Source organism: Granulicella sp. S190, assembly GCF_009766095.1.
In the GTDB taxonomy this organism is placed as follows: Bacteria; Acidobacteriota; Terriglobia; order Terriglobales; family Acidobacteriaceae; genus Edaphobacter.
Map to the genome: position 1 here is coordinate 28,177 of NZ_LMUD01000007.1, position 21,927 is coordinate 50,103.

Sequence of the window (21,927 nt, forward strand, 5' to 3'; positions counted from 1 at the left end):
GGTAGTACGGTCGCGGAAAAGCCTGAAACTATGAATTTCTTTCAAGTCAAAACTATTGCTATTACACCGGGTTGTCAATCTTTGTATCGTTCTTTTCGAACCGCCAAATGCCATCGCTAATTTATCTTTTGAAAGCAAGAAAGGCTTATCAGCAGACTTCCGTACCGCTGCGAGTGCTCTGGCAAGAGACAATCATTCCTTGACACCATATCTTTCAATTCGATAAAGTTCGCGACACGTAAGAAATAGACTTCTAATGAGTTCATTCACGCCCCATCATCGTAAGCTGCGCACATAGGACTCCCTCAAGGATCGGAATAACAATGTGGCCTCGCCCTGTAACGTCTCTACTTTTGCTTGGATTCTTTTCCCTCAGTGTGAACGCACAGTCTCCACTTCCATACCTGGATCCCTCCCTACCCGTGGCGCAACGGGTGGACGATCTCGTATCCCGCCTCACCCTCGAAGAGAAAGCCGCTCAGATGGTAAACACGGCGCCGTCCATTCCCCGACTTGGCATTCCAGCCTATGACTGGTGGAGCGAGGGCCTCCACGGTATAGCTCGTTCCGGCTTCGCTACGCTCTTCCCTCAAGCGATCGGCAACGCCGCCACCTTCGACGCTCCACTCCTTGCCGAGATCGGCACCGTTGTCTCTGTCGAGGCTCGCGCCAAACATAATGAAGCCGACCGCAACGACATCCACTCCATCTATTTTGGGCTCACCATCTGGTCACCCAATATCAATATCTTTCGCGACCCGCGTTGGGGTAGAGGTCAGGAAACCTATGGGGAAGACCCCTTTCTCACCGCCTCTTTAGGCACATCTTTCGTCAAGGGCCTGCAGGGCGACAATCCAACCTACTACCGCACCATCGCAACACCGAAGCACTACGCTGTTCACAGTGGTCCCGAGTCCACCCGTCATAAAGCTAATATTGACCCAACTCCTCACGACCTCTGGGATACCTATCTGCCCGCCTTCCGTTCCACGATCGTTGAGGGCAAAGCTGACTCCATCATGTGCGCTTATAACGCAGTCGAAGGCAAACCCGCATGCGCCAGCGATCTCCTTCTCAAGGACATCCTACGCAAAGATTGGAAATTCCAGGGTTTCGTCACCTCTGATTGCGGTGCAATCGACGACTTCTACGAGCCTCAGGATCATCACACCAGTTCGGACGCGGAACATGCCTCTGTTGATGGTCTTCGCGCCGGCACCGATACCAACTGCGGCCAAACCTATCAAAACCTCGCCGACGCCGTACACAAAGGACTCATCTCCGAGTCCGAGATCGATGTCTCGCTCAAACGCCTCTTTACAGCGCGCATGAAGCTAGGCCTCTTCGACCCTCCGTCCATCATGCCTTACGCCTCTGTGCCCTTTAGTGAGGTCATGTCGCCCGAGCACACCGCCATCGCCCTTCAAGCTTCGCGTGAAGCGATGGTTCTGCTAAAAAACGATCGGAACACCCTTCCCCTCTCACCCGCAAAGATCAAAACCATCGCCGTTGTAGGTCCAAACGCCGCATCACTCGCCGCCATCGAGGGAAACTACAACGCTATTCCTCGCGACCCTGTTCTTCCGGTGGATGGCATCGCCGCCAAATTCCCACTCGCGAAGATTCTGTATGCCCAGGGCTCGCCTTACGCCGATAACGCAGCCACCGTCATTCCGCGAAGCCAGTTACGCGTCGCTGCTGGCTCTTCCGCAGAGGGTCTCAAAGCGGAATACTTCGACAACGATATCTTTACTGGCGCTCCAGCGGTAACCCGAACCGATAAGCAAATTGACTTCGACTGGAACGGTGCCTCTCCCGCCCCTGGCAAGATCAACTACCGCGCATTCTCCGTCCGATGGACTGGAACCATTCAAGTCCCGGCAGCTGGCGACTACGAAATTACCGGCATCATGGCCCACTGCAATCCCTGCAACAAGTCCGAACACTACACCCTCACTTACAACGGCAAAGAGCTTGCCGCCTCCGAGGTCAGCACCGACAAGTCGCAACACGGCGCAATGACCACCGGCACAAAGCTTCACATCTCCGACACCAGCCCCCACCCCATCGAAATTACTTACTCGCACACCAAAAAACTCCTTGGCGCCGGCTTCTCCCTGCAATGGGTTCCTCCCGTCGAGCCCATGCGCGATCAAGCCCTCGATCTCATCCGTAAAGCCGACATCACGATTGCCTTCGTAGGCCTTTCACCTAATCTTGAAGGGGAAGAGATGCCTGTTCATATTCCCGGTTTCTCCGGCGGCGACAGAACCGACATCGTTCTCCCTGCCGCGCAGCAGCAACTACTGGAAGCAGCTAAAGCCACTGGCAAGCCACTCGTCGTAGTTCTCATGAACGGAAGTGCTGTAGCAATCAACTGGGCTCAACAGAACGCCGACGCTATCCTTGAAGCCTGGTATCCCGGCCAGGCCGGCGCTCAGGCCATCGCAGAAACTCTCGTAGGAGAAAACAATCCTGCTGGCCGTCTCCCGGTCACCTTCTATACCGGAGTCGATCAGCTTCCCCCGTTCGACGATTACTCAATGGCGAACCGTACCTATCGCTACTTCAAAGGAGAACCGCTTTATAAGTTCGGCTACGGCCTCAGCTACACCAGCTTCTCCTACTCAAATCTCAAACTCTCCACATCCACTCTTCATGCAGGTGACACCCTCACCGTCGAAGCAGATGTAAAAAACACCGGTAGCCGTGCCGGTGACGAAGTCTCCGAGCTGTACCTCACGCCGCCTCACACCAACGTCTCCCCGGCCCTCGCCCTCGGCGGTTTCACCCGTAACCGCCTGTCTCCAGGAGAAACCAAACACATCACCTTCACGCTCGGTCCCCGCACTCTCTCTCAGGTCGACGACAAAGGCAATCGCGCCGTGAGCCCCGGCAGCTATCGCATCGCAGTGGGTGGTTCACAATCTGCCGGCCCCAATGACCAGACAGTCGACTTCGTCATCGAAGGAAAGCAGGAACTTCCTCATTAAGCTGCGCCTCACGATCGGAAGCCTCACCTGGACTCAGCTGTAAGCAAATACGCAGATCACGCAGATTATTGCCCGTAGCTCCGGTCACAATCGTCATGCCGGCATCATCCAGAAACGTGCCGGAGTCGAAGCGTCGCAACGAGGTTTGCGCCCGCAGCAATAACTCGTCATCGTCTGAAAAAGTCCCCTCATCCAGCACGGCTCCGGCGGCTGAAGTATTGCCATCGATGCCATCCGTACCTGCAGAGAGCACCGCAACAGACTCATCCGATGCTCGCAACAGGGTGGCAGCATACAGCGCAAAATGTTGATTTCGACCCCCACCCCGGATCGCCCATCAGTTTGGTTCCATCACCATCCACCCCATTCGCCAGAAGCTTTACAGTTACCTCTCCGGAGGAGATAAGGCACACATGCCTATACTTCCGTCGAAGCTTGCGAAGCCGTTCGAGCAAATATCGGGCAGATTACATAGCGCGTATAGCGTTTCATGTCTGTACAAAGGTAACTACATACGTTACCAATAGGGTTCCGTAAAACTGATTGGGCCACAAGACTGTAGCTTGGATCGCAACGTGGCGTAATTCCTTGGGCGCTATTTGGCGTAAGTGGCTCCAACATTGAAATCAGTCTTGACCAATAACGAGGCTATCTCTCGCGGCGGTGACAATCTCTTTGGAGACGATCTCGGCCTGATTGACCTTCAGGATGCGCTCAACTTGGGTCAGGAGCCGGGTGAGCAGCCAGCCGAAAGTTCCCACCACTCATTCGGATTAGAGTGGCTATCACATCAGGAGCAAGCAGTTGATTGGGAAGACTTACCCCTGCTGGCAACCATCCTTCGTTCAACAGTGTCGTCGTCTGCGCCTCGTCTAGCGGACGGAACTCGTGGACGAAGCCGATCCTTGAATAGAATTGAGGGAAGCGAGCAAGCAACTCCATTTGTTCAGGGATGCGCGGTTTAGTTGTGGGCTTTCTTCTGCGAGTATCAGTCCAAGTCTCGCGAAGAAAGCGTTCAATAAACGAAAGAGCAACATGATCCGCATGGTTCAGGTAGACGAATGCCGTGTCAGCTGTCCAATTGAGGCCAGCGAGAGGTCGTGTGATAAGGCCTGGGTCAAGCGGGGAAAGTTGATCGATGAGCGCTAGTCCTTACCGCTCTTTCACCATCCATTGGATCTCTCCCGGAGTACGGGCAGAGCAGCCGAGATGCATGGGAATGTTGACCTCCGCGAACATTTCCAGAAGACGTGAGTGTGCGGCGGTTGCAGCTCGGGGTCACGGAAGATAGTGAGACGTGAAGCTACGACTTGGATATCGAGTTGTGCGCGGTCGGCAAGGGCATCGTCAGATCGCATGCAGACAACCAACGGGGATTGTGCGATCTGCTGAACAGAGTAGAGACTCGTGTCGATCGGGAGCGGAAGAATCGCACAACCCAGGGTCCGTGCATCAAGCCGCTGTAGGGAAAGTAGTGGATCTCCGCTCATCAACTGGATAGCGCAACCGGAGAACATTCCTTCATAACCCTCTCGTAATTTTTCTAATAGTTTTGCGTTGATGAAAGATGAAAAGCCGAGTCGCAGCGGCGGGACCTCGTTACGTTGTACGGCCCGTGCCATGGCCAACATCTGATCCCAATCGCGCAAAGTGTTCTCTGCGTATACGGCGACAATTCGCCCTGCCGGGGTGAGCTGCAGTCCGTTCTGTAAGCGATTGAAGATAGCAACATCGATGTTGTCTTCGAGCTTGCCGATCTGATGGCTGAGAGAAGATTGAGCAACGAAGATCTGCTCCGCCGCGCGAGTAAAATTCAAGGTCTCTGCGGACGCCTTGATATAGCGAAGAAGACGGAATGTAAGGGAATCTGACATCGGTCTGAACGCTCCGCTTGGCTCTCGTCGATCCCACAGGCCCATGCATCGGCTGTGGAAAACCTGTGCTAAATCTCATTGTGCGCAACGGATGATCAAAGTCAATTAGGCTCCTCCAGGTGACCGGGTTCCTACGGGTAACCGTCCATCTTCAAAAATCGAGGCATAGGCAAAAACTGGGCCGAAATCGAAAAGAAGTATTGGACTGATATGTACGGAGACTGCACGCTCGAGGCTGATCGCTTAGGCGTGGTCACGCACGGGGAGAGCGCCCGGATGGATAGACGCGACTTGGTTCTTCCCACGGTGCCGCAACGATGAAGATGCCTTGGGCGACTTCGGTAATGGAATTGGAGGCACAATGCTTCACCAAAAATCGATTGAGATGGTGTCAAATGGAGCTATTGTCCGGCGGCTCCAGAACGTCGGAGAGACAGCCTTATATCTCGGAGTAAAGGTAGACACCGTCTACAAATGGTCCAGGATGGGGGTGCTTTCCAAGGTCAAGCTCGGTGGTGCGTTGCGGTTCGATCTGAAGTACTTAATCGATTCATTGAACAACACTCAACCGAAACAATTGACTACTAAGGAGACGTATTATGTCAGTTCATAAAAAAGCAGACTGTCTATTTGAAGTTCGTTGGAGAGAGGAGGGGCGACAGAAGAGCGTAAGGATTCGTGGCTTCTCCAGTCTTGGTGCAGCTCTTGTCTTCTCGCAACTGTAATGACACCGAAGTTTAGATTGCAACCCGTGGCACATGCCCGCGAAAACGAAGGATCCCAGCAATTTCGGCCCGCGCACTCGCCCCAAAGATAGCTTTTCGAGAGAACCTCAGAGAACACTCGCTCGACTGATCGATAATGGCTAGAGATACGCCTACCAGTAAGCGTTTTGGTCGGTGGTACATCTTTCGAGGATCGATCCCGCATGGGGAAGTGAAAATATCTAGTCGTTTTTCTGGCACTTCTGTCCTTATGCATTTCTACAGCCCATGCCGACGCGTACGACGCGAACCCGAAGCTAGTTATCATCCTCGTGTTCGATCAGTTTCGCGGGGACTTCCTTGATCGGTATGGCGCCGAGTTTAGGGCTAAGAATGGCTGGAATCTGTTTCTCAAACAAGGGGCGCATTTCACCGATTGCTACTACGATTACGCAAATGTTGTGACGGCGGCTGGTCATGCAACCATCGGCACCGGAGCCTATACCGACAGCCATCAGATCCCGTTGAACGAGTGGTACGAGCGTTCCTCTGATGGCACGCTGCGTCAAGTGAGCTCTGTCGCTGACGACCGTTATAAGCTAGTCGAGGCTCCGCCGGGTACAAAAGATCTTACGGGCGCTTCTGCCCATCGAGAGATGGCTACGACACTGGGAGATGAACTTGTCCTCGCTACACAAGGACGCGCCCATGTTTACGGTGTGTCCATGAAGGATCGGGCCGCGATTCTCACAAGTGGCCACGCGACGAATGGCGCCTTTTGGGTAGACCACGAGACCGGCCAATGGGTCACATCGACCTACTGGATGAAAGAACTTCCTCAATGGGCGAAAAATTTCAACGCCGGGAATCACGCTGTGGAAGCTCGCGCAAAGAGTCACGCGCCCGAGGGAAGTTTTTACGAGATCGTGGGCAGGACCGCTGCTAGTGTTCAATATCAACTCGACTTTGCACAGACCCTGATCGACGCGGAAAAACTCGGCAAGAATCCGGCTGGCGTTACGGACATGATCACGATCTCCATCTCTTCAACCGATATAAATGGTCACGCTTTTGGCCCGGACGATCCCTCACAAGAGGCACTTATCGTTCAGTCAGATACTTTGCTGGATGCCTTCTTCACTCATCTCGATCAAACCATCGGCCTCACGAATATCCTCATTGCAGTTACGGGAGATCATGGTGTAGCAACAAGCCAGAAGGCCGGGGACGCCGCTCGCATGCCTGTGCTCGAATTTCCTCCAGAATTGTTCACAAAGCCCCTCGAAACGATGCTCGAAGCAAAATATCCATTGAAAGGCAAGGAAGCTTACATTTTGCAGATGGATAACCCCTACCTGCTGCTGAATCGAAAGGCCTTTGAGTCTGCCGGCCTGGCAGAAGAGGAGGCAGAGGACACAACAGCAGCCATGCTCAAACAAATCTTCGCGAGCTTCGGAGAGTCAAAGGAGACGGAGGGCCGTCGAGAGCCTCCGATCTTGACCCACGTTTACACAAGCAAACAGATGCGCGAAGGCTCGATGCCCGATACGCAGTACAGCCGTTTGATCGCGCATAGTTATTCACCCAATGTCGGATGGGCGTTGCACATCAATTTTGCACCCTACCAGTTTCCCTGGAGAGGAGGCGGGACAACACATTTCTCGGCGAACAGTTATGACCGCCATGTCCCGCTAGAGTTCTTCGGTGAACCGTTTATCCCTGGCACTTATCACGGCATGGTGGCGCCCGTGGATATTGCTGCCACATTCGCATCGCTTTTGCGCATTAACCGTCCTAGCGCGGCAGTTGGCCGCACGCTCACAGAAGCACTCAGAACAGAGACTGCCACCTCTGGATGGGCGACCGATTCAGGAAAGACCGAGCAGAAGACAGTGATTCGATCAAACAAATCGCAGCAATAAACGCATCAGGAGGAATGGCGGATCGAATTCCGCCTTGGGCGCCGCAGGCGGTCCGGCCCCGAGATTCGTCCACTGGCTAGAATGTAATCATGGTGATCTTCGGGACAGAGGGGCAGGGACTCAAGCAGTTCATTGAACTCGGTACCGCCTTTTTACTTTCCGCCCTGATCGGACTCGAACGGGAAGTCCGCCGCAAGAGCGCCGGACTTCGTACCTATACCGTCGTCGGCACCACTGCAGCCCTCTTTCTGCTCGTCTCCAAGTACGGCTTCACAGACGTTCTTGCGCCCGGACTGGTCGTCCTTGACCCGTCCCGTGTCGCCGCACAGATCGTTACAGGCATTGGCTTCATCGGAGCTGGGCTGATCTTTGTCCGAGAAGATCGAGTCAACGGCCTCACCACCGCCGCCACCATCTGGCTCGTCACTGGAGTAGGAATGGCCTGTGGTGCAGGTCTTATCCTCCTAGCCGTCGCAGCCACCGCGGCCTACTTCGTCATAGCTTTTCTCTTCCCAAAGCTCATACGACTCCTCCCCGGATCACCCGTCTCCACGGAGCAGGACAAAGAAATTACTCACGATTAGCGTAAGCGGATCACCCACTTTACCTTAAGGCTTTCACAAAGTCTTCACAGCAAGGGGAGATCAATACAGCATTTGGCCCCGTGTTCAACTGACATATCGAAGAAAATCTGACCGCCGCTACGGTCGACAATCAACTTCGCGATCGAAAGCCCCAGCCCAGATCCACTGTACTTTGAAGTCGTCGGCGAGTTGCTCGTGAAGAATCGCTCAAAGACCTGAGTAACTTCTCCAGCAGCAACTCCGGGTCCGCTATCGTGAACACAGACTCTTTGATAGGCGCGGCCATCACTCTCCCGGCGTGAAAACCCGATACGAATCGTTGAGTGATCCCGAGAAAATTTAACGGCATTATGCAGCACATTCAGAAGCGCAATACGGACCAGACTACGGTCTGCAAATAGAAGCGCAGGGACACCGTCATCACGGTCCTGCACCACGGTGATATGTCGCTCTTCGAGTAAAACATCCACGAGGACAAGAATTTCATCAACAAGTTCAAATAAAGAAAACGACGTCTTCACACCATCGGACCGTGTCGCCTCTGCACGTGCGAGTAAAAGAAGCCCGTCGATCGTTTGGTTGAGACGAGTTGTTTCCTCAAGCATGCTGCCTATTGACTCCCGATAACCAGACTCAGTCCGGCTTTCCTGTAAAGTGACCTCCCCTGTGGCACGGAGAGACGATAGGGGAGTACGGAGCTCGTGTGCCGCATCGGCAGTAAATCGTTGTAGCTGAACAAAGGCCTGCTCCAGACGTTCCAGAAGATGGTTGAGCACCTTTGCCATGTGCCCCAATTCGTCATGAGGGTGTTCAACGACTATTCGATCATTCAGGTTACTTGCCGTAATCGACTCGGCTCGGGCGGCCATAATATCTAGCGGCAACAGCGCTCGTTTCGCGATTCGGTAGCCTGCGAAACCGGCCAAGATCAACCCGATCGGCGTAGCTACTAGAAGGAGGAGGAAGAACCGTACCATGCGGTCTTGTAGCGGCGCCATGCTGTAGCCAAGTCTGATTAGAACAAGCTTGTCTTGTATCGGATGGAGATGGCTTATGAGGAGAACGCGGGTACCGTCGCTGAGCCTCGTTGAACGTTCGTTATAGGAATTAGCCCCTTCGTCTGGCGACGATGCACCACCAAGAATTTGACCATGCAATGTCTCACTGCGATATAAGACCGTTCCGGAGAGGTCGCGAATCTCCATGAGGCGATCCTCAAGCAGGCGTGACTGCGGGTGAGAATGGTAATTCTCCTGCAGGTGTAGTACGCCTTGCGGATCGAAGTACAGTAGTCCTTCGACTGTTTCAACATCTTGGATTTCGTCGTGGTAAATCTGTCTCTCAAGCAGCACATACTGGAAGATAATTACTGCTGCGATGTACACGATAAGTATGCTGGCCAAAATCGCAACAAACCAGATGGCGAGGCGAGTACGAATATTTGCGGGCCGAGTGAATTTCACTGTTCCGGCTCCCGAAGAATGAATCCGACCCCACGGATTGTGTGGAGGAGCTTGACGGGAAAAGGATCGTCGATCTTTCTGCGAAGACGGGTCATCTGTACATCGATTACGTTATCGATGGGAGTAAATCGTGACACTTCCTTCCAGACATCTTTAGCAAGCATCTCCCGCGACACTGCATCATTTCTATGATTGAGCAGATAAAGAAGAAGGTCGAACTCACGTGTCGTAACGTCGATAACGCTCCCGGATCGGCTGACCGTTCTCGTTTGCGCGTCGAGGGTCAAGTCTGCCAGCTTCAAAGGCGACGAACGTTCGGACACACCAGTGCTACGACGCAGCAGCGATGAAACACGAGCCACTAGCTCGGGGAAAGAAAAGGGTTTGCCCAAATAGTCATCAGCCCCGGCGTTCAAACCCGTCACGCGATCGTCAACAGAGTTATGTGAGGTCAGGATCAGAACACGAAGTGTATTTGAGTGAGCGCGAATCTGGGCAAGGATTTCAAGCCCGCCTCGCTGAGGCAAGGTAAGGTCGAGCACAACTAGATCTGGCTGCTTACTATGGACGAGAAAAAAAGCTTCTTCGCCGGAACGAGCGAGGATGGTCTGGTAACCTCCGCGCTCCAAACCTAGTACAAGAGCGTCCGCCGTCTTCCGGTCGTCTTCGACAATCAGTATTCGGCCAAGTTTAGGCTTCTCTTGCACAGCAATCTCCATATTGATGATTTCTTACGATTGCCGTCAGGGCAAGGGGGTTGAGTCTGATGTAAGGAAAATGTAAGTCAGGCGTAAGGGGCTTCCGTGGTCCACTCTGTCTGTCGCCGGTACCACCGGTATGCGGAGTGAATATGAAGCCAATCTTGATTACGGTAATCGTCGCGTTCTCGGCACAGCTCGCTATGGCGCAGGCCCCAACAACTCTATTGTCGCCCAGAACAACCCTCCCAATTAACTTTGATCGAGGCATTGATTCAAAGCATGTTCATGTCGGCGATGTGATCTCAGCAAAGACCACTCAGCCAGTTCATTTATCCAATGGACAGGCTATACCTGCGGGCTCCAGAGTCACAGGACATGTAACGACCGCAAACGCTTTCGTTTTTGATTCAACCCCGTATGCCAAACAGAGCCAAGGCGTACTCGCAATCCACTTTGATTCTATCGACGATCAGGGTAAGAGCTTGGCATTGAACGTATACGTTCGCGCTCTCGCCGATCCCCTCACTGCGTGGGCGGCGAGAACGCCGAAGCCCAGTGACGAAGACCCACTCGGCACGGTGACCCAGGTTGGCGGAGACTTGCTGACTCCATCCCAGAATGGAGTGATGTCGCAAGATGGAGACATCGTCGGGTATCAAAGGCGCGGGGGTGTATACGCGCACCTAATCTCAGCATCTGGTAACAGCCCTGACGGATGCGACGCAAGTGATACCGAGGAGTCGATGGGGCTGTTCTCTGCATCAGCGTGTGGGCTGTATGGGTTTGCCGACAGTGCTCTCATAGGTACTGGAAAGGGCGGAGAACGTTCGACCCTGATACTTGCCTCCCGTCGCCGCTCGCCGAAGATCTGGGCTCATAGCACTGCGTTGCTGGAAGTCCTGCCGGGAGAATCTGGACTCGTTTCAGAATAACGCCCACCCATAAGGATGGAGTACCACCCCTGATCTGGCGCTCCGTCCTAGTTGCTCAATCTAGAGTCATGACAAATTGGAGATTTTGTTAATGCTTAATGCAGGTCCCGCGATGAAGGTCACTGTGCATCTGAACCAGGATACAGGTTCAGCTCGGGGCTTTCTTTACGATGACATCCTTCAATTCCTTCAGGATCACGGCATCGACGGAGCAACCGCGTTGCGAGCCCACGCTGGTTTTGGGGCGCATCAACGCTTGCATAGTAGAGACGCGGGCTCTGTAGCTGGAGAACATCTCTCAGTGCTTATCTACTTCGTTGATGAAGTGGCCAAGGTGAAGGCCATTCTGCCAGAGCTGCTCGCGATGGTGACCGATGGGCTAGTCGAGGCTCATCCGACTGAAGTTCTAAAGAGCATTACAACAGCCGAAAAGGTTCTGTCGTAATGGGCCGAAAGTTCAATGCATCTTTTGGGAGCATTTTATTGCTTTCGGTCGGAACTGCGCTGTCTTATGGACAGAGCCCGCAAACCACATCAAATCCTTTCTCGCCCACGGAAACGTTTGCCGCTACAACGTTGACAATCGCCCAGGCAGAGTCGATCGCGGTCGCCAATCAACCGCGGCTTCTGGCAGCACAGCTACGCACGCGGGCCGCAGTACAAAGAGTTCGCGAGGCGCGTTCAGGACTCTTCCCCACGGTTGCCTTCAACGCAACGGGTGTTGCTGTCGCAGACACGGGCACATCAACCGCCGCAGGTGCCCTGACTACTTCTTCGATCTCAGACAGGTTCGCATATGGCGGAAACCTCGTTCAGCTTGTGACTGACTTCGGCAGAACGAGCGCTCTGGTCGGAGCCCAGCGCTCTCTCGCCGACGCGCAGAAGGATTTGACCACATTGACTGCCGCTCGGATTCGCCTCAATGTCCGCAGTGCCTACTTTCAGGTCATGGGAGCGGAAGCCGTATTGCACGCAGCGCAAGAAGCTCAGGGAAACCGTCAGCTAATCGTCCGCCAGATTACGGCACTTGCTGGAGGTCAACTGCGCTCAACACTCGACGTAAGTTTCGCGAGCGTTCTCGAGAGTGAAGCAGAGCTCGCTGTCGTTCGTGCCGAGAGTTCTGTCCAGCAACAACGTACTCGCCTCTCCAGTGCAATGGGTCAACTGCAACCTGTTACCGCAACACTTGTCGAAGAGCAACTCCCGTCTCAGCTACCGCCGGATCCATCGTCTTACTTGGCTCAAGCCGATGCGCAGCGAGCAGATCTGAACGCAGCCATCGCTCAACAACACGCGGCATCCCGCTTCGCGGACTCCGAGCGACGCCTTAATTACCCTACACTGAACGCACTTGGTGCTGCGGGGCAAATCCCCTTCCACGACCGCACGTTGCAGGGAAATTATGCGGCAGCCGGATTCAATCTAAGTATTCCAGTTCTCAATGGCGGTCTTTTCGCAGCGCGGCGCACAGAAGCGGAGCTTGAGTCCACTGCCCGCACGCGCGACGCAGAAGAAGTGAAATTAGAAGTGAACGAACAGGTCCAGAACGATTGGTCCCAAGCGATGGAAGCGTATAGAAGCCTCGATGTCTCTGCACGGCTGGTGGCGCAAAGCAAAGAGTCGCTACGGCTGGCCCAGGCTAGATACCAGGCAGGTCTCGGCAGCATCGTGGAACTCAACGAGGCGCAACTGAGCGAGACATCCGCAGAAATCAACGCTGCCGGAGTGACCTACACCTACCTTACCCGGCGTGCGGAGCTTGACTTCGCCGCGGGACTTTTGAATTAGAGGATCTACTGCTATGCCAGTCTCCTTACGAACCGTGTTGCTTGGAGTAACTGCAGCAACCCTGTCGGGCCTTCTGATAGCGTGCCGCCAAACTACGACCGCGGCTGCCGAACAACCAACTGTCCCAACGGCAACCGCTCGACCTGCGAATCTCACCAACGAGCTAACCCTAACGGCTGAGTTCACGCCATACCAGGATGTCGACGTGATGGCTAAGGTCGCGGGCTATGTGAAGAACATCCGAGTCGACATCGGGGACCACGTACATGAAGGTGATCTCTTGGCGACCCTCGAGGTTCCGGAACTGCAGAACGATATGGCCAAAGCCTCGGCTGGTGTAGCGGCAGCTCAAGCCAACATCACCACCGCTCGAGCTGCAGTCACCCGTGCTGAAGCAGGAGAAAACATCGCACATCTTTCTTTTCAGCGTATACAGGATGTCTCCGCCAAGCAGCCGGGGCTGGTACCCAGGCAGGAGGTCGATGTTGCCCAGGCACATGATCTCGAAGCCGCTGCACAGCTTGCGAGCGCTCAATCCGCATTGCGGAGTGCTCAGGAGATGCTGACCCAGGCGCAGTCGGAGCATCAACGGACAGTCACCATGCTTCAATATGCAACGATCCGGGCTCCGTTCACCGGTGTAATCACCAAGCGATACGCAAACACAGGTTCGATGATTCAGGCAGGTATCTCGTCACAGACCCAGGCGATGCCGGTAGTCCGCTTAGCGCAAAACAACTTATTGCGGCTCACTCTGCCTGTGCCCGTCAGTGCGGTTGCCGATATTCACAACGGAAATCCCGTCGAAGTGAATGTCACCACTCTCAACCGAACCTTCGCCGGAAAAATCACGAGATCTGCGGACTCGCTGGAAACGTCTACGCGCACAATGGACACCGAAGTTGATGTTCCGAATCCAGACGGTTCACTTGTCCCTGGAATGTACGCCGAAGTCCACCTTCATCTTGCGACCCATCCAAATGTGTTGAGCGTCCCCGTCGACGCTGTTGAAGGACTTGGCACAACCGTGCAGCATGTCTACCTCGTTCACGAAGGACGTCTCCACCTTGTGCCGGTAACGGTAGGGCTGCAAACTTCCGCTCGCGTCGAGATCCTTTCAGGCTTGCACGCCGGAGATCAGGTCGTCGTAGGACGACACAGCGGCTTGTCTGAGGGAGAAGGCGTAGTCCCTCGCCAAGCTTCGTACGAAGCCGACGATAGTCCAAGTTGATCGTAAAAATCCCCTCTCAAAGTAAGGAATTCATTAACTATGTCGGGATTTGCCATACGCAACCCCTATCTAATCCTGGTCCTTTGTTTTTTTGTAATGATCCTGGGTGCAGTAAGTACGGCTGATATGCCGGTGGACATGTTCCCGCCGGTCGATCTCCCGGTCGTTGCAGTGGCAACGATCTACTCCGGCATGCCACCGCAGCAGATCGAAACCAACATCACCTATCACCTCGAACGGCAGTTCACTCTCGCGAGTGGTATCGACCACATGGAATCGCGATCGTTGCCCGGCGCAAGTTTAATCAAGGTTTACTTTCGAGCCGGAATAAACCCTGACGCCGCGGCAGCATCGATCTCTACCCTTGCAATGAGCGACATGCGTGACATGCCGCCCGGTACATATCCCCCTATCGTCCTCAAACAGGACGTATCAAGCCTTCCGGTAGCGCTGGTGACGCTACGCGGAACGGGTCTCGATGAGAGCACACTCAAGGACGTAGGCCAGAACTTCGTTCGCAATCAACTCGCCGGTGTGCCCGGTGCCTCTGTTCCGCAACCCTTCGGTGGCCGCTGGCGTCAGATCATGCTCTACACCGATCCATTCAAGCTTGAGGCAAACCAACTCAGCCCAATGGATGTAGTTCGCTCCGTCAATGAGGCAAATGTCATCCTCCCTGCAGGCGACGTACAGATCGGCCGCCTGGACTACAACATCTACACAAACTCCATGCTGAAAGGCCCAGACGACATCGCCCAGGTACCTCTCAAGATGGAAGGCCAGTCGCCCGTGCGCGTTGGAGATGTGGCAGTTCCAAAAGACGCCTTTGGACTCCAGTACAATATCGTCCGTGTCGACGGGGATCGTGCAGTGTATGTTCCGGTCTTCAAGCAGGGTGGTGACTCGAACACGATTGCTATTGTCAACGGCGTAAAAGAGACCCTGAAAAAGCTATATGATGTGCCGTCAACTCTAGAAACGAAAGTAGTCTTCGATCAATCTCGCTTTGTAAAGACTGCAATTGAAACTCTGATCCACGAGGGAGGAATCGGGCTCTTCCTCACGTGTCTCATGATCCTCGTCTTTCTCGGAAGCATGCGAGCCACTCTGGCCGTATTCTTCTCAATCCCACTCTCAGTCCTTACAACCTTCCTCGTACTGCATCTGGCGGGTAGTTCGATAAACAGCATGGTTCTGGGCGGCCTCGCGCTGGCTCTCTCTCGATTGATTGACAACTCCGTCGTTGTGCTCGAAAACATCTTTCGCCACCTCGAGGGAGGCGAGTCCCCCACTGTCGCGGCAGAAAAAGGGGGAAGGGAAGTCGCCTTACCCGTTCTGGCAGGCACTCTCACCACAGTGGTCGTCTTCTTTCCGGTCACACTTCTCTACGGTGTCAGCAAATTCCTGTTCTCGGCTTTAGCTCTTGCTGTGGTCATTTCCCTTTTCGCTTCGTACTTTGTCGCACTTACGGTCGTTCCGTTATTCTGTGCGCGATTCATCAAAAGCCCGCATGGGGATACCCCCGCCGTTCCAACGATCGAAGAGAAAAGCTCAACCTCGTCCAAACAGCCAGGATTCGGAGAACGTTTCAATGCGAAGTTCAATACCGCTTTCGAAGCGATGCTCCGCCGTTACAACGAACTTGTTGAGCGGGTCCTCTTATGGCCACGCGCGACCTTGGCTGTTTCTGGAATATTCTTCCTTATCAGTCTCGCGCTGTTCCCTTTACTTGGCCTTTCCTTTTTTCCAAGGACCGATCCAGGGCAATTCGTAATCAACTTCAAGGCCCCGTCCGGAACTAAGCTCGAAGCGACGAACGAAGAGACGGCAAGACTGGAGACGATGATTCGCGGCATTGTCTCCAAGCACGACATGGGCATGATTGTCTCCAACATCGGCCTCGACCCCGGATTCTCCTCCTTATACTCGCCTAACTCAGCGATGCATACGGGCTTTATGCAGGTGGCTCTGCAGCCCGACCACAGCACTAACAGCTTCTCTTACATCGAACAGGTAAAGCGGAAAATGGCAACGGACATGCCAGAATTGCAAGCTTTCTTCTCGACAGGAAGCTTGGTTGATGCAGTCCTAAACATGGGTTCCCCCGTCCCCATCGACGTCCGTGTCACTGGAACAGATCTGACTGGTGACTACGATCTCGCTCAAAACATAGCAACGCGCATCCGCGGCATCCACGGAGTCGCCGACGTTTACATCCCGCAGGACATCGACTACCCTTCACTCCAGCTAGCCATCGATCGCACCCGAGCTAGTGAACTCGGCATGACAGAAAAAGAGGTAGTCTCCAACGTCATCACGGCACTTACCTCCAACGTCATGATTGCTCCCAGTATCTGGATCGATCCAAAGAGCGGCAACAACTACTTCCTGACGGTCATGTACAAAGAAGGCCAGGTCAAGTCGCTCGAAGACCTTAAGGCAATCCCGCTGCACGGCAAAAATGTCCCGCAATCTACCCGCCTCGACATGGTAGCGAGTATCAAGCAATTCAACGCGCCCACGGAACTCGACCACACCCAGATTCGCCGATATGTCGACATTTACGTTCGACCGCAGCAAGAAGATCTCGGTCGAATCGCAACTAGCATCCACAATATTCTCGATTCAACCCAGACCCCGCACGGCATCGAGGTCAAACTGATGGGCAGCGTCGAGTCGATGAACGCGTCCTTCCATAGCTTCGCTATCGGCCTCATCTTGTCGGTAGTCTTGCTATACCTGATCCTCGTCGCACAGTTCCGGTCCTTCATCGACCCCTTCATCATCCTGCTCGCACTTCCTCCAGCGATAACTGGCGTTCTTATTACGCTTTTAGCGTGGGGCACTACGCTGAACGTCATGTCACTGATGGGTGTAGTAATGCTTGCTGGCATTGCTCTTTCAAACAGCATTCTCATTGTCGAATTCGCTCATCATCTCATCAAGGAAGGAATGTCAGCACACGCGGCCATTGTCGCTTCGTGCCGCGTCCGTCTGCGGCCTATTCTTATGACTTCGCTCGCGACGATTATCGGCCTACTGCCGATGGCACTCAAACTAGGAGAAGGCAGCGAAGCCTATGCGCCCTTGGCACAGGCCATAATTGGTGGCCTTACGCTCTCTGTTCTGCTGACCATCTTTCTTGTTCCCGCCGGATTCCTTCTGGCCTATCGTCACAAAAGTTGAGGGCTAGGTGGCCACTGGCCGTTTCTTACATTTTCCTTACATTTTCCTCTCCACCCAGTATTTGCCAATCTTTTCGGCAAGAATTCAAAGAGCCGCTATTTCGAGAGCTCTTCATACTGGAGGCCATAAGAACGCACATATTCCAGATGATCTCGGCGACGCGGTTTTTCTGGAGGCCCTATGATCACGAAGTCGAAACTGACTGCAATTATCATCTTCTCGTCTGCATTCACATTGCTTTCCCAAGCTCAGAATCCCGCCGCGAGCTCGAACCATCCGGCCCCTGCTCACAAACAGACAAAGAGGACAGCGGCACCGTCCATCGAAACTCAGATCCGCGAGATGCGTCAGGACCTCCAACACCAGATCGACACATTGAATGAAAAGCTCGCGGCGAAGGATGCAAAGATCGAAGCATTGCAAGTCCAGAATCAAGCCGCTCAGCAGACGGCAACTACGACCGCAGTAAAGGTATCAACCGTCGACACCGCAATCCAGCAGAACTCCACCGCCGTAAACAGCCTTCAGGCCTCGGTCACGGATCTGCGCGAAAAAGACGTTGCCGTGGTAAGCAGTGTTCAGCAGGTCCAGCAAAGCCAGGAAAAGCTTCAGAAGAGTCTCGATGAACCTGTGGCTCTTCACTATAAGGGCATCCTTATTACACCTGGTGGATTCATAGCTGGAGAAAGCATATGGCGCCAGAGGGCAATGAACGACGATATCTACACCGCTTTCAACACAACTCCCTATAAAAACTCTGGGGAGGCTTACACAAGTGAATGGGTTCCAAGCGCTCGGGCCACGCGGCTCTCCACACTCTTCAGCGGCAAAGTTCCATTCGGAACGCTGAATGGCTTCTTCGAGAGTGACTTCCTCTCCGCAGGCACAACATCCAATAATCTTCAAAGCAATAGCTACACTCTTCGCGTACGACAGGCGTGGGCTCAAGCAGTCGATGGGCATGTGAAGTTCACCGCCGGACAGATGTGGACTCTCATGACCGAAGACAAAAAATCGACTGACGCAGGGACCGAACTGGCACCTCTGATCTTTGATCAAAATCTCCACGTCGGTGATACCTATCTCAGGCAGGCCGGATTCCGCTTACAGGATTCCATCACGCCAAAGCTTACCCTTGCAGTGGCGTTAGAAAATTCACAATACCAGTTCAGCGTGTCGAATGCGTCACCGAATTTTTTCTTTGGGAATGCCGGACGGCTGGTGGTCTGAACAATCCGAGCGCAAACTACACCAATCAGGTCGCACCGGATGTGTTGGTCAAGGCCGCATATGAGCCAGGTTACGGTCATTACGAAATTGGAGGTGTCGTCCGCTTCTTCCGCGATCGTTATTACCCCACCACAACGACGGCTGACGGAGCTCAGAACGATACAGTGGTTGGCGGCGGCTTTGTTGCGAACGCGCGATTCCCAGTCACTACAAAGCTCGACGTGGGGCTGCATGTGTTAGCAGGTGATGGTACAGGTCGTTACCGTACTCTCCAGCGCCGATTCACGTACAGGTGAAGGGCGCAGTGGAGTGGCTGCTCGACGACGGAAATCTCGGCCACACCCTGGTCTTTCTGCCTGGAGCTGCGGAGATACGGCGCACGATGCGAGAGTGCGAGGCCGTTGCTCGCCGAGCCGGGCTGCTCGTGCTACCGCTACATGGCGATCTGTCACCAGAAGAACAGGACCGAGCGGTCTCCCCTAGTCCACAACGAAAGCTCATTCTTGCCACCAATGTCGCGGAGAGTTCAGTGACGGTTGAGGGCGTAACTGCTGTCATCGATAGTGGTCTGGCTCGTGTTGCGACCTACTCTCCATGGACGGGTCTACCGACTCTCCACCTCGGTCGAGTAAGCAAAGCTTCCGCGAAGCAACGAGCTGGCCGAGCAGGGCGCACGGGGCCAGGCAAAGCACTCCGTCTTTACTCTGAGGAAGACTATTTGCTTCGTGCGAATCAGGAGACGCCAGAGATACTGCGCAGCGACTTATCCCAGTTGTGCCTGGCCCTGCGGGCAATGCAGATCTACAACACCAACACGGTGGATTGGCTAGACGCGCCGCCAATGTCAGCACTTCAGAACGCCGAGTCGTTACTCGATCGCCTTGGGGCGACCGGAAAGATGGTCGACAGACTGGCGCGATATCCCTTATCTCCCCGGTTGTCGCGCATTCTGGTAGAGGCCATACACCGCGGCGTAGGTGAGGACGGATGTGCCGCGGTGGCTCTGCTTGAGTCAGAGACACGGAGCGAGAAAAGCGACCTTCTTGACGCAATGGAGTCACGGCATGACTACCGCACCGTTCAGCACATTGAGCAACTCCGTCGCATCGCTCGCCCTTCGAAGCAACTCAAGCACGACGACGATGCGTTGCTCATATCGGTCCTTGCCGGTTTCCCCGATCGCGTCGCACGACGGAGAGCGGGGAATCAGGTGCGGTTGCCGACAGGCGTCTCAGCTGAGATCGCAGGCGAGCCACCTGTATATGAGTTCATGGTTGCGATCGATGCGGAGGATCGAAAAGACAAACCTGTTCCTCTGGTACGCACGACGTCCCGAGTTGAGCCCGAATGGCTGATCGACCTATTCCCGGATCGTGTGCGGGAACAATCCAACGTGACATGGAATCGCGTCGCAGAACGGGTAGAGGCCGTCAGCACTCTGCTTTACGACGATCTGGTGATCCAGGAGTCCCAGGACACAACACCGGAGACGGAGGCCGCAGCCGATCTGCTCTGCAGCAAGGCGCTGGAAGTTGGGATCGAGCGTTTCGTTGATGGGGACTCGCTGGAGCAACTCCGAGCACGGGTTGAGTTCGCCGGTCTTACGCAGCCTGATATCGCACAAGCATTGCGTGAATTGTGTTCTGGACTTCGAAGCTTTGCCGATCTGAAAGGCGAAGGACTTCGGTCTCCTTCTGGAGCAAAAGACGGATTCAAAGCTTCTCAGGGAACTCGCTCCTGTGAGCGTTCGGTTGCAGAATGGGCGTCCGACCAAGATTCATTACAGTGGCGACAAGCCCCCCTGGATAGCATCTCGCCTTCAGGACTTCTTCGGGATGCGAGACACTCCGCGTATTGGAGCCGACCATACCCCGCTGGTAGTACACCTGCTTGCGCCGAACCAAAGAGCTGTGCAGACCACGACAGACCTCGCCGGATTCTGGGAGAGACTCTATCCACAAGTGCGACGCGAACTGATGCGCCGATATCCCAGACATTCGTGGCCCGAAGGTCCATAATCTGATCCGAGGGTATTCCGTGCCACTTTCTGAAACAGTTTCGCTCGAGCGCCTAGCTGCAGATGTGAGGGAGCATAAAGAACTAAATTGTTGACCAAAAACGCCTTATAGGCCGAGCATGGCATACTATTTGGTATCGCTTCCTCATCGGTAGCCTTAGTTTGACCCGCCATCGCGAATTTCGATGCCGGTATTCGGCATTAGTGTGGATGGACCTTAATGAGCTTTCCAGAAATTCCACCGGATGACTTTACAAGACGTTTTACTCTTCGTGCCGGTAACCTTATGTGGCCACTTGGTGCTGGCGTTTCCGCAGCGGCCGGTATTCCCACAGCGAGCGACATGGTCTGGGAGTTCAAGCAGCAACTCTACGTTACGCAAAAGAAAGTCTCGCTGCAGCAAGTTGCCGACCTATCCAATTCCACCATCCGAGAGCAACTTCAACGCCACATCGATTCTGGAACCCGATACCCTTCGGCCGGAGCACCCGAAGAGTATGCGGAATTGTTCGAAGCCGTTTATCCGGCTGAGGCAGATCGCCGCACATACCTTGACTCGAAAATTGCTGGGTCAAAGCCCTCATACGGCCACATCGCTCTCGCTACGCTCATGAAAGCCAAAATGGCTAGGCTAGTATGGACTACAAATTTTGATTCACTTTTAGCTGACGCCTGTGCAAAGATCTACGACGGGACTGGGTATCTGACTACCGTTTCGTTGGATGCACCCGCGCTGGCCCAAGAGTCTGTTCACAATGAGCGATGGCCGATCGAAGTAAAACTTCACGGGGACTTCCGATCTCGCCGGTTGAAGAACACGTCAGACGAGCTTCGCCTCCAGGATGAAGAGCTCCGGCACATATTTGTAGAATCTTGCTCCTCAAAAGGACTAGTGGTCGCTGGCTACAGCGGCCGAGACTCCTCGGTCATGGCGGCTCTAGAAGAAGCACTGGAAAAACCAGGAGCGTATCCAGCCGGGTTGTTCTGGTTACACCGTGGCGACGGCCCCCCATTCGTAAGCGTTGAGCGGTTCCTTCTTAGAGCCGTCGATAGAGGCATCGACGCATCAATAGTCCGGATCGATAGTCTTTCAGGGACCCACGGGGAATAGTATTTTTCTGTAATCTTGACAGACTTGTGCGACAGCATCTTGGACAAGTCCTGCATGCTGGTGCCACTCAGAAGCTGGCTGACAGCAAAGGTGTCGCGCAATTGATGCGAGTGAAATTTCATCGGTGTTCCATCGTCCCTCGCGATGGAGAGATAGTCGTTCAGGCGCTCTAGTTTGCGTTGCCATCGACC

Annotated in this window: 18 protein-coding genes and 1 pseudogene; 13 read left to right on the forward strand and 6 right to left on the reverse strand. The window is 54.2% G+C overall.

Going from position 1 to position 21,927, the window contains the following annotated elements:
- Window positions 1–192 (reverse strand): hypothetical protein (locus GSQ94_RS21045; RefSeq protein WP_216842993.1); only part of this gene is annotated, 192 nt, incomplete at its 3' end.
- Window positions 193–422: 230 nt separating this feature from the next.
- Here GSQ94_RS21045 and GSQ94_RS02175 point away from each other — a divergent pair.
- Entirely contained in the window at window positions 423–2,993 is a 2,571-nt protein-coding gene (locus tag GSQ94_RS02175) for a glycoside hydrolase family 3 C-terminal domain-containing protein (protein ID WP_371417419.1), read from the forward strand.
- Here the strand turns inward: GSQ94_RS02175 and GSQ94_RS02180 are convergent.
- From GSQ94_RS02180 to GSQ94_RS02185, 3 genes are all read right to left on the reverse strand, one after another.
- Complete coding sequence (locus GSQ94_RS02180; RefSeq protein WP_158941834.1) at window positions 2,962–3,324, reverse strand: MOFRL family protein; 363 nt, start codon at window positions 3,322–3,324, stop codon at window positions 2,962–2,964. The two genes, GSQ94_RS02175 and GSQ94_RS02180, sit on opposite strands and share 32 nt — an antisense overlap.
- A gap of 295 nt (window positions 3,325–3,619) precedes the next feature.
- The gene (locus GSQ94_RS21610; RefSeq protein WP_256369956.1) at window positions 3,620–3,754 is read right to left on the reverse strand and encodes a hypothetical protein; all 135 of its coding nucleotides are present in this window, start codon (window positions 3,752–3,754) and stop codon (window positions 3,620–3,622) included.
- Between the two features lie 402 nt (window positions 3,755–4,156).
- The gene (locus tag GSQ94_RS02185; protein ID WP_158941683.1) at window positions 4,157–4,867 is read right to left on the reverse strand and encodes a LysR family transcriptional regulator; all 711 of its coding nucleotides are present in this window, start codon (window positions 4,865–4,867) and stop codon (window positions 4,157–4,159) included.
- A gap of 385 nt (window positions 4,868–5,252) precedes the next feature.
- On the opposite strand from GSQ94_RS02185, the gene GSQ94_RS21765 reads away from it, so the two are divergent.
- The 3 genes from GSQ94_RS21765 (at window position 5,253) to GSQ94_RS02200 (ending at window position 8,077) form a co-directional block, all read left to right on the forward strand.
- Window positions 5,253–5,480 (forward strand): helix-turn-helix domain-containing protein, encoded by a 228-nt coding sequence (locus GSQ94_RS21765; RefSeq protein ID WP_371417429.1) that lies wholly within the window; start codon window positions 5,253–5,255, stop codon window positions 5,478–5,480.
- A 423-nt stretch (window positions 5,481–5,903) separates the two neighbouring features.
- Window positions 5,904–7,493: an alkaline phosphatase family protein gene (locus tag GSQ94_RS02195; protein WP_254063559.1), complete on the forward strand. Its 1,590-nt coding sequence runs from the start codon at window positions 5,904–5,906 to the stop codon at window positions 7,491–7,493.
- Window positions 7,494–7,582: 89 nt separating this feature from the next.
- Entirely contained in the window at window positions 7,583–8,077 is a 495-nt protein-coding gene (locus GSQ94_RS02200) for an MgtC/SapB family protein (protein ID WP_158941685.1), read from the forward strand.
- A gap of 44 nt (window positions 8,078–8,121) precedes the next feature.
- Here the strand turns inward: GSQ94_RS02200 and GSQ94_RS02205 are convergent, their stop codons facing one another.
- Complete coding sequence (locus tag GSQ94_RS02205) at window positions 8,122–9,540, reverse strand: ATP-binding protein (protein ID WP_158941686.1); 1,419 nt, start codon at window positions 9,538–9,540, stop codon at window positions 8,122–8,124.
- On the reverse strand, window positions 9,537–10,259 hold the full coding sequence (locus GSQ94_RS02210) for a response regulator transcription factor (protein ID WP_158941687.1): 723 nt from the start codon (window positions 10,257–10,259) through the stop codon (window positions 9,537–9,539). Before GSQ94_RS02210 ends, GSQ94_RS02205 begins: the two co-directional genes overlap by 4 nt.
- Window positions 10,260–10,390: 131 nt before the next feature.
- On the opposite strand from GSQ94_RS02210, the gene GSQ94_RS02215 reads away from it, so the two are divergent.
- From GSQ94_RS02215 to GSQ94_RS02250, 9 genes and pseudogenes are all read left to right on the forward strand, one after another.
- Window positions 10,391–11,173: a hypothetical protein gene (locus GSQ94_RS02215; protein WP_254063561.1), complete on the forward strand. Its 783-nt coding sequence runs from the start codon at window positions 10,391–10,393 to the stop codon at window positions 11,171–11,173.
- Between the two features lie 91 nt (window positions 11,174–11,264).
- A complete protein-coding gene (locus GSQ94_RS02220) occupies window positions 11,265–11,618 on the forward strand; it encodes a DUF190 domain-containing protein (RefSeq protein ID WP_158941689.1) in 354 nt (117 codons plus the stop codon).
- A 38-nt stretch (window positions 11,619–11,656) separates the two neighbouring features.
- Complete coding sequence (locus GSQ94_RS02225) at window positions 11,657–12,961, forward strand: TolC family protein (protein ID WP_254063563.1); 1,305 nt, start codon at window positions 11,657–11,659, stop codon at window positions 12,959–12,961.
- Window positions 12,962–12,974: 13 nt separating this feature from the next.
- On the forward strand, window positions 12,975–14,192 hold the full coding sequence (locus tag GSQ94_RS02230) for an efflux RND transporter periplasmic adaptor subunit (RefSeq protein ID WP_158941691.1): 1,218 nt from the start codon (window positions 12,975–12,977) through the stop codon (window positions 14,190–14,192).
- Between the two features lie 39 nt (window positions 14,193–14,231).
- On the forward strand, window positions 14,232–17,378 hold the full coding sequence (locus GSQ94_RS02235) for an efflux RND transporter permease subunit (RefSeq protein ID WP_158941692.1): 3,147 nt from the start codon (window positions 14,232–14,234) through the stop codon (window positions 17,376–17,378).
- A gap of 180 nt (window positions 17,379–17,558) precedes the next feature.
- Window positions 17,559–18,608, forward strand: a complete 1,050-nt coding sequence (locus GSQ94_RS02240; protein ID WP_158941693.1) for a hypothetical protein — start codon at window positions 17,559–17,561, stop codon at window positions 18,606–18,608.
- Window positions 18,609–18,990: 382 nt separating this feature from the next.
- Window positions 18,991–19,227: pseudogene (locus GSQ94_RS21240) on the forward strand (helicase-related protein); the annotation flags it as partial.
- 1,120 nt (window positions 19,228–20,347) lie between these two features.
- The gene (locus tag GSQ94_RS21245; protein ID WP_254063595.1) at window positions 20,348–20,626 is read left to right on the forward strand and encodes an ATP-dependent helicase C-terminal domain-containing protein; all 279 of its coding nucleotides are present in this window, start codon (window positions 20,348–20,350) and stop codon (window positions 20,624–20,626) included.
- Between the two features lie 219 nt (window positions 20,627–20,845).
- A complete protein-coding gene (locus tag GSQ94_RS02250; protein ID WP_216842994.1) occupies window positions 20,846–21,736 on the forward strand; it encodes an SIR2 family protein in 891 nt (296 codons plus the stop codon).
- The last annotated feature ends 191 nt before the right edge of the window (window positions 21,737–21,927 follow it).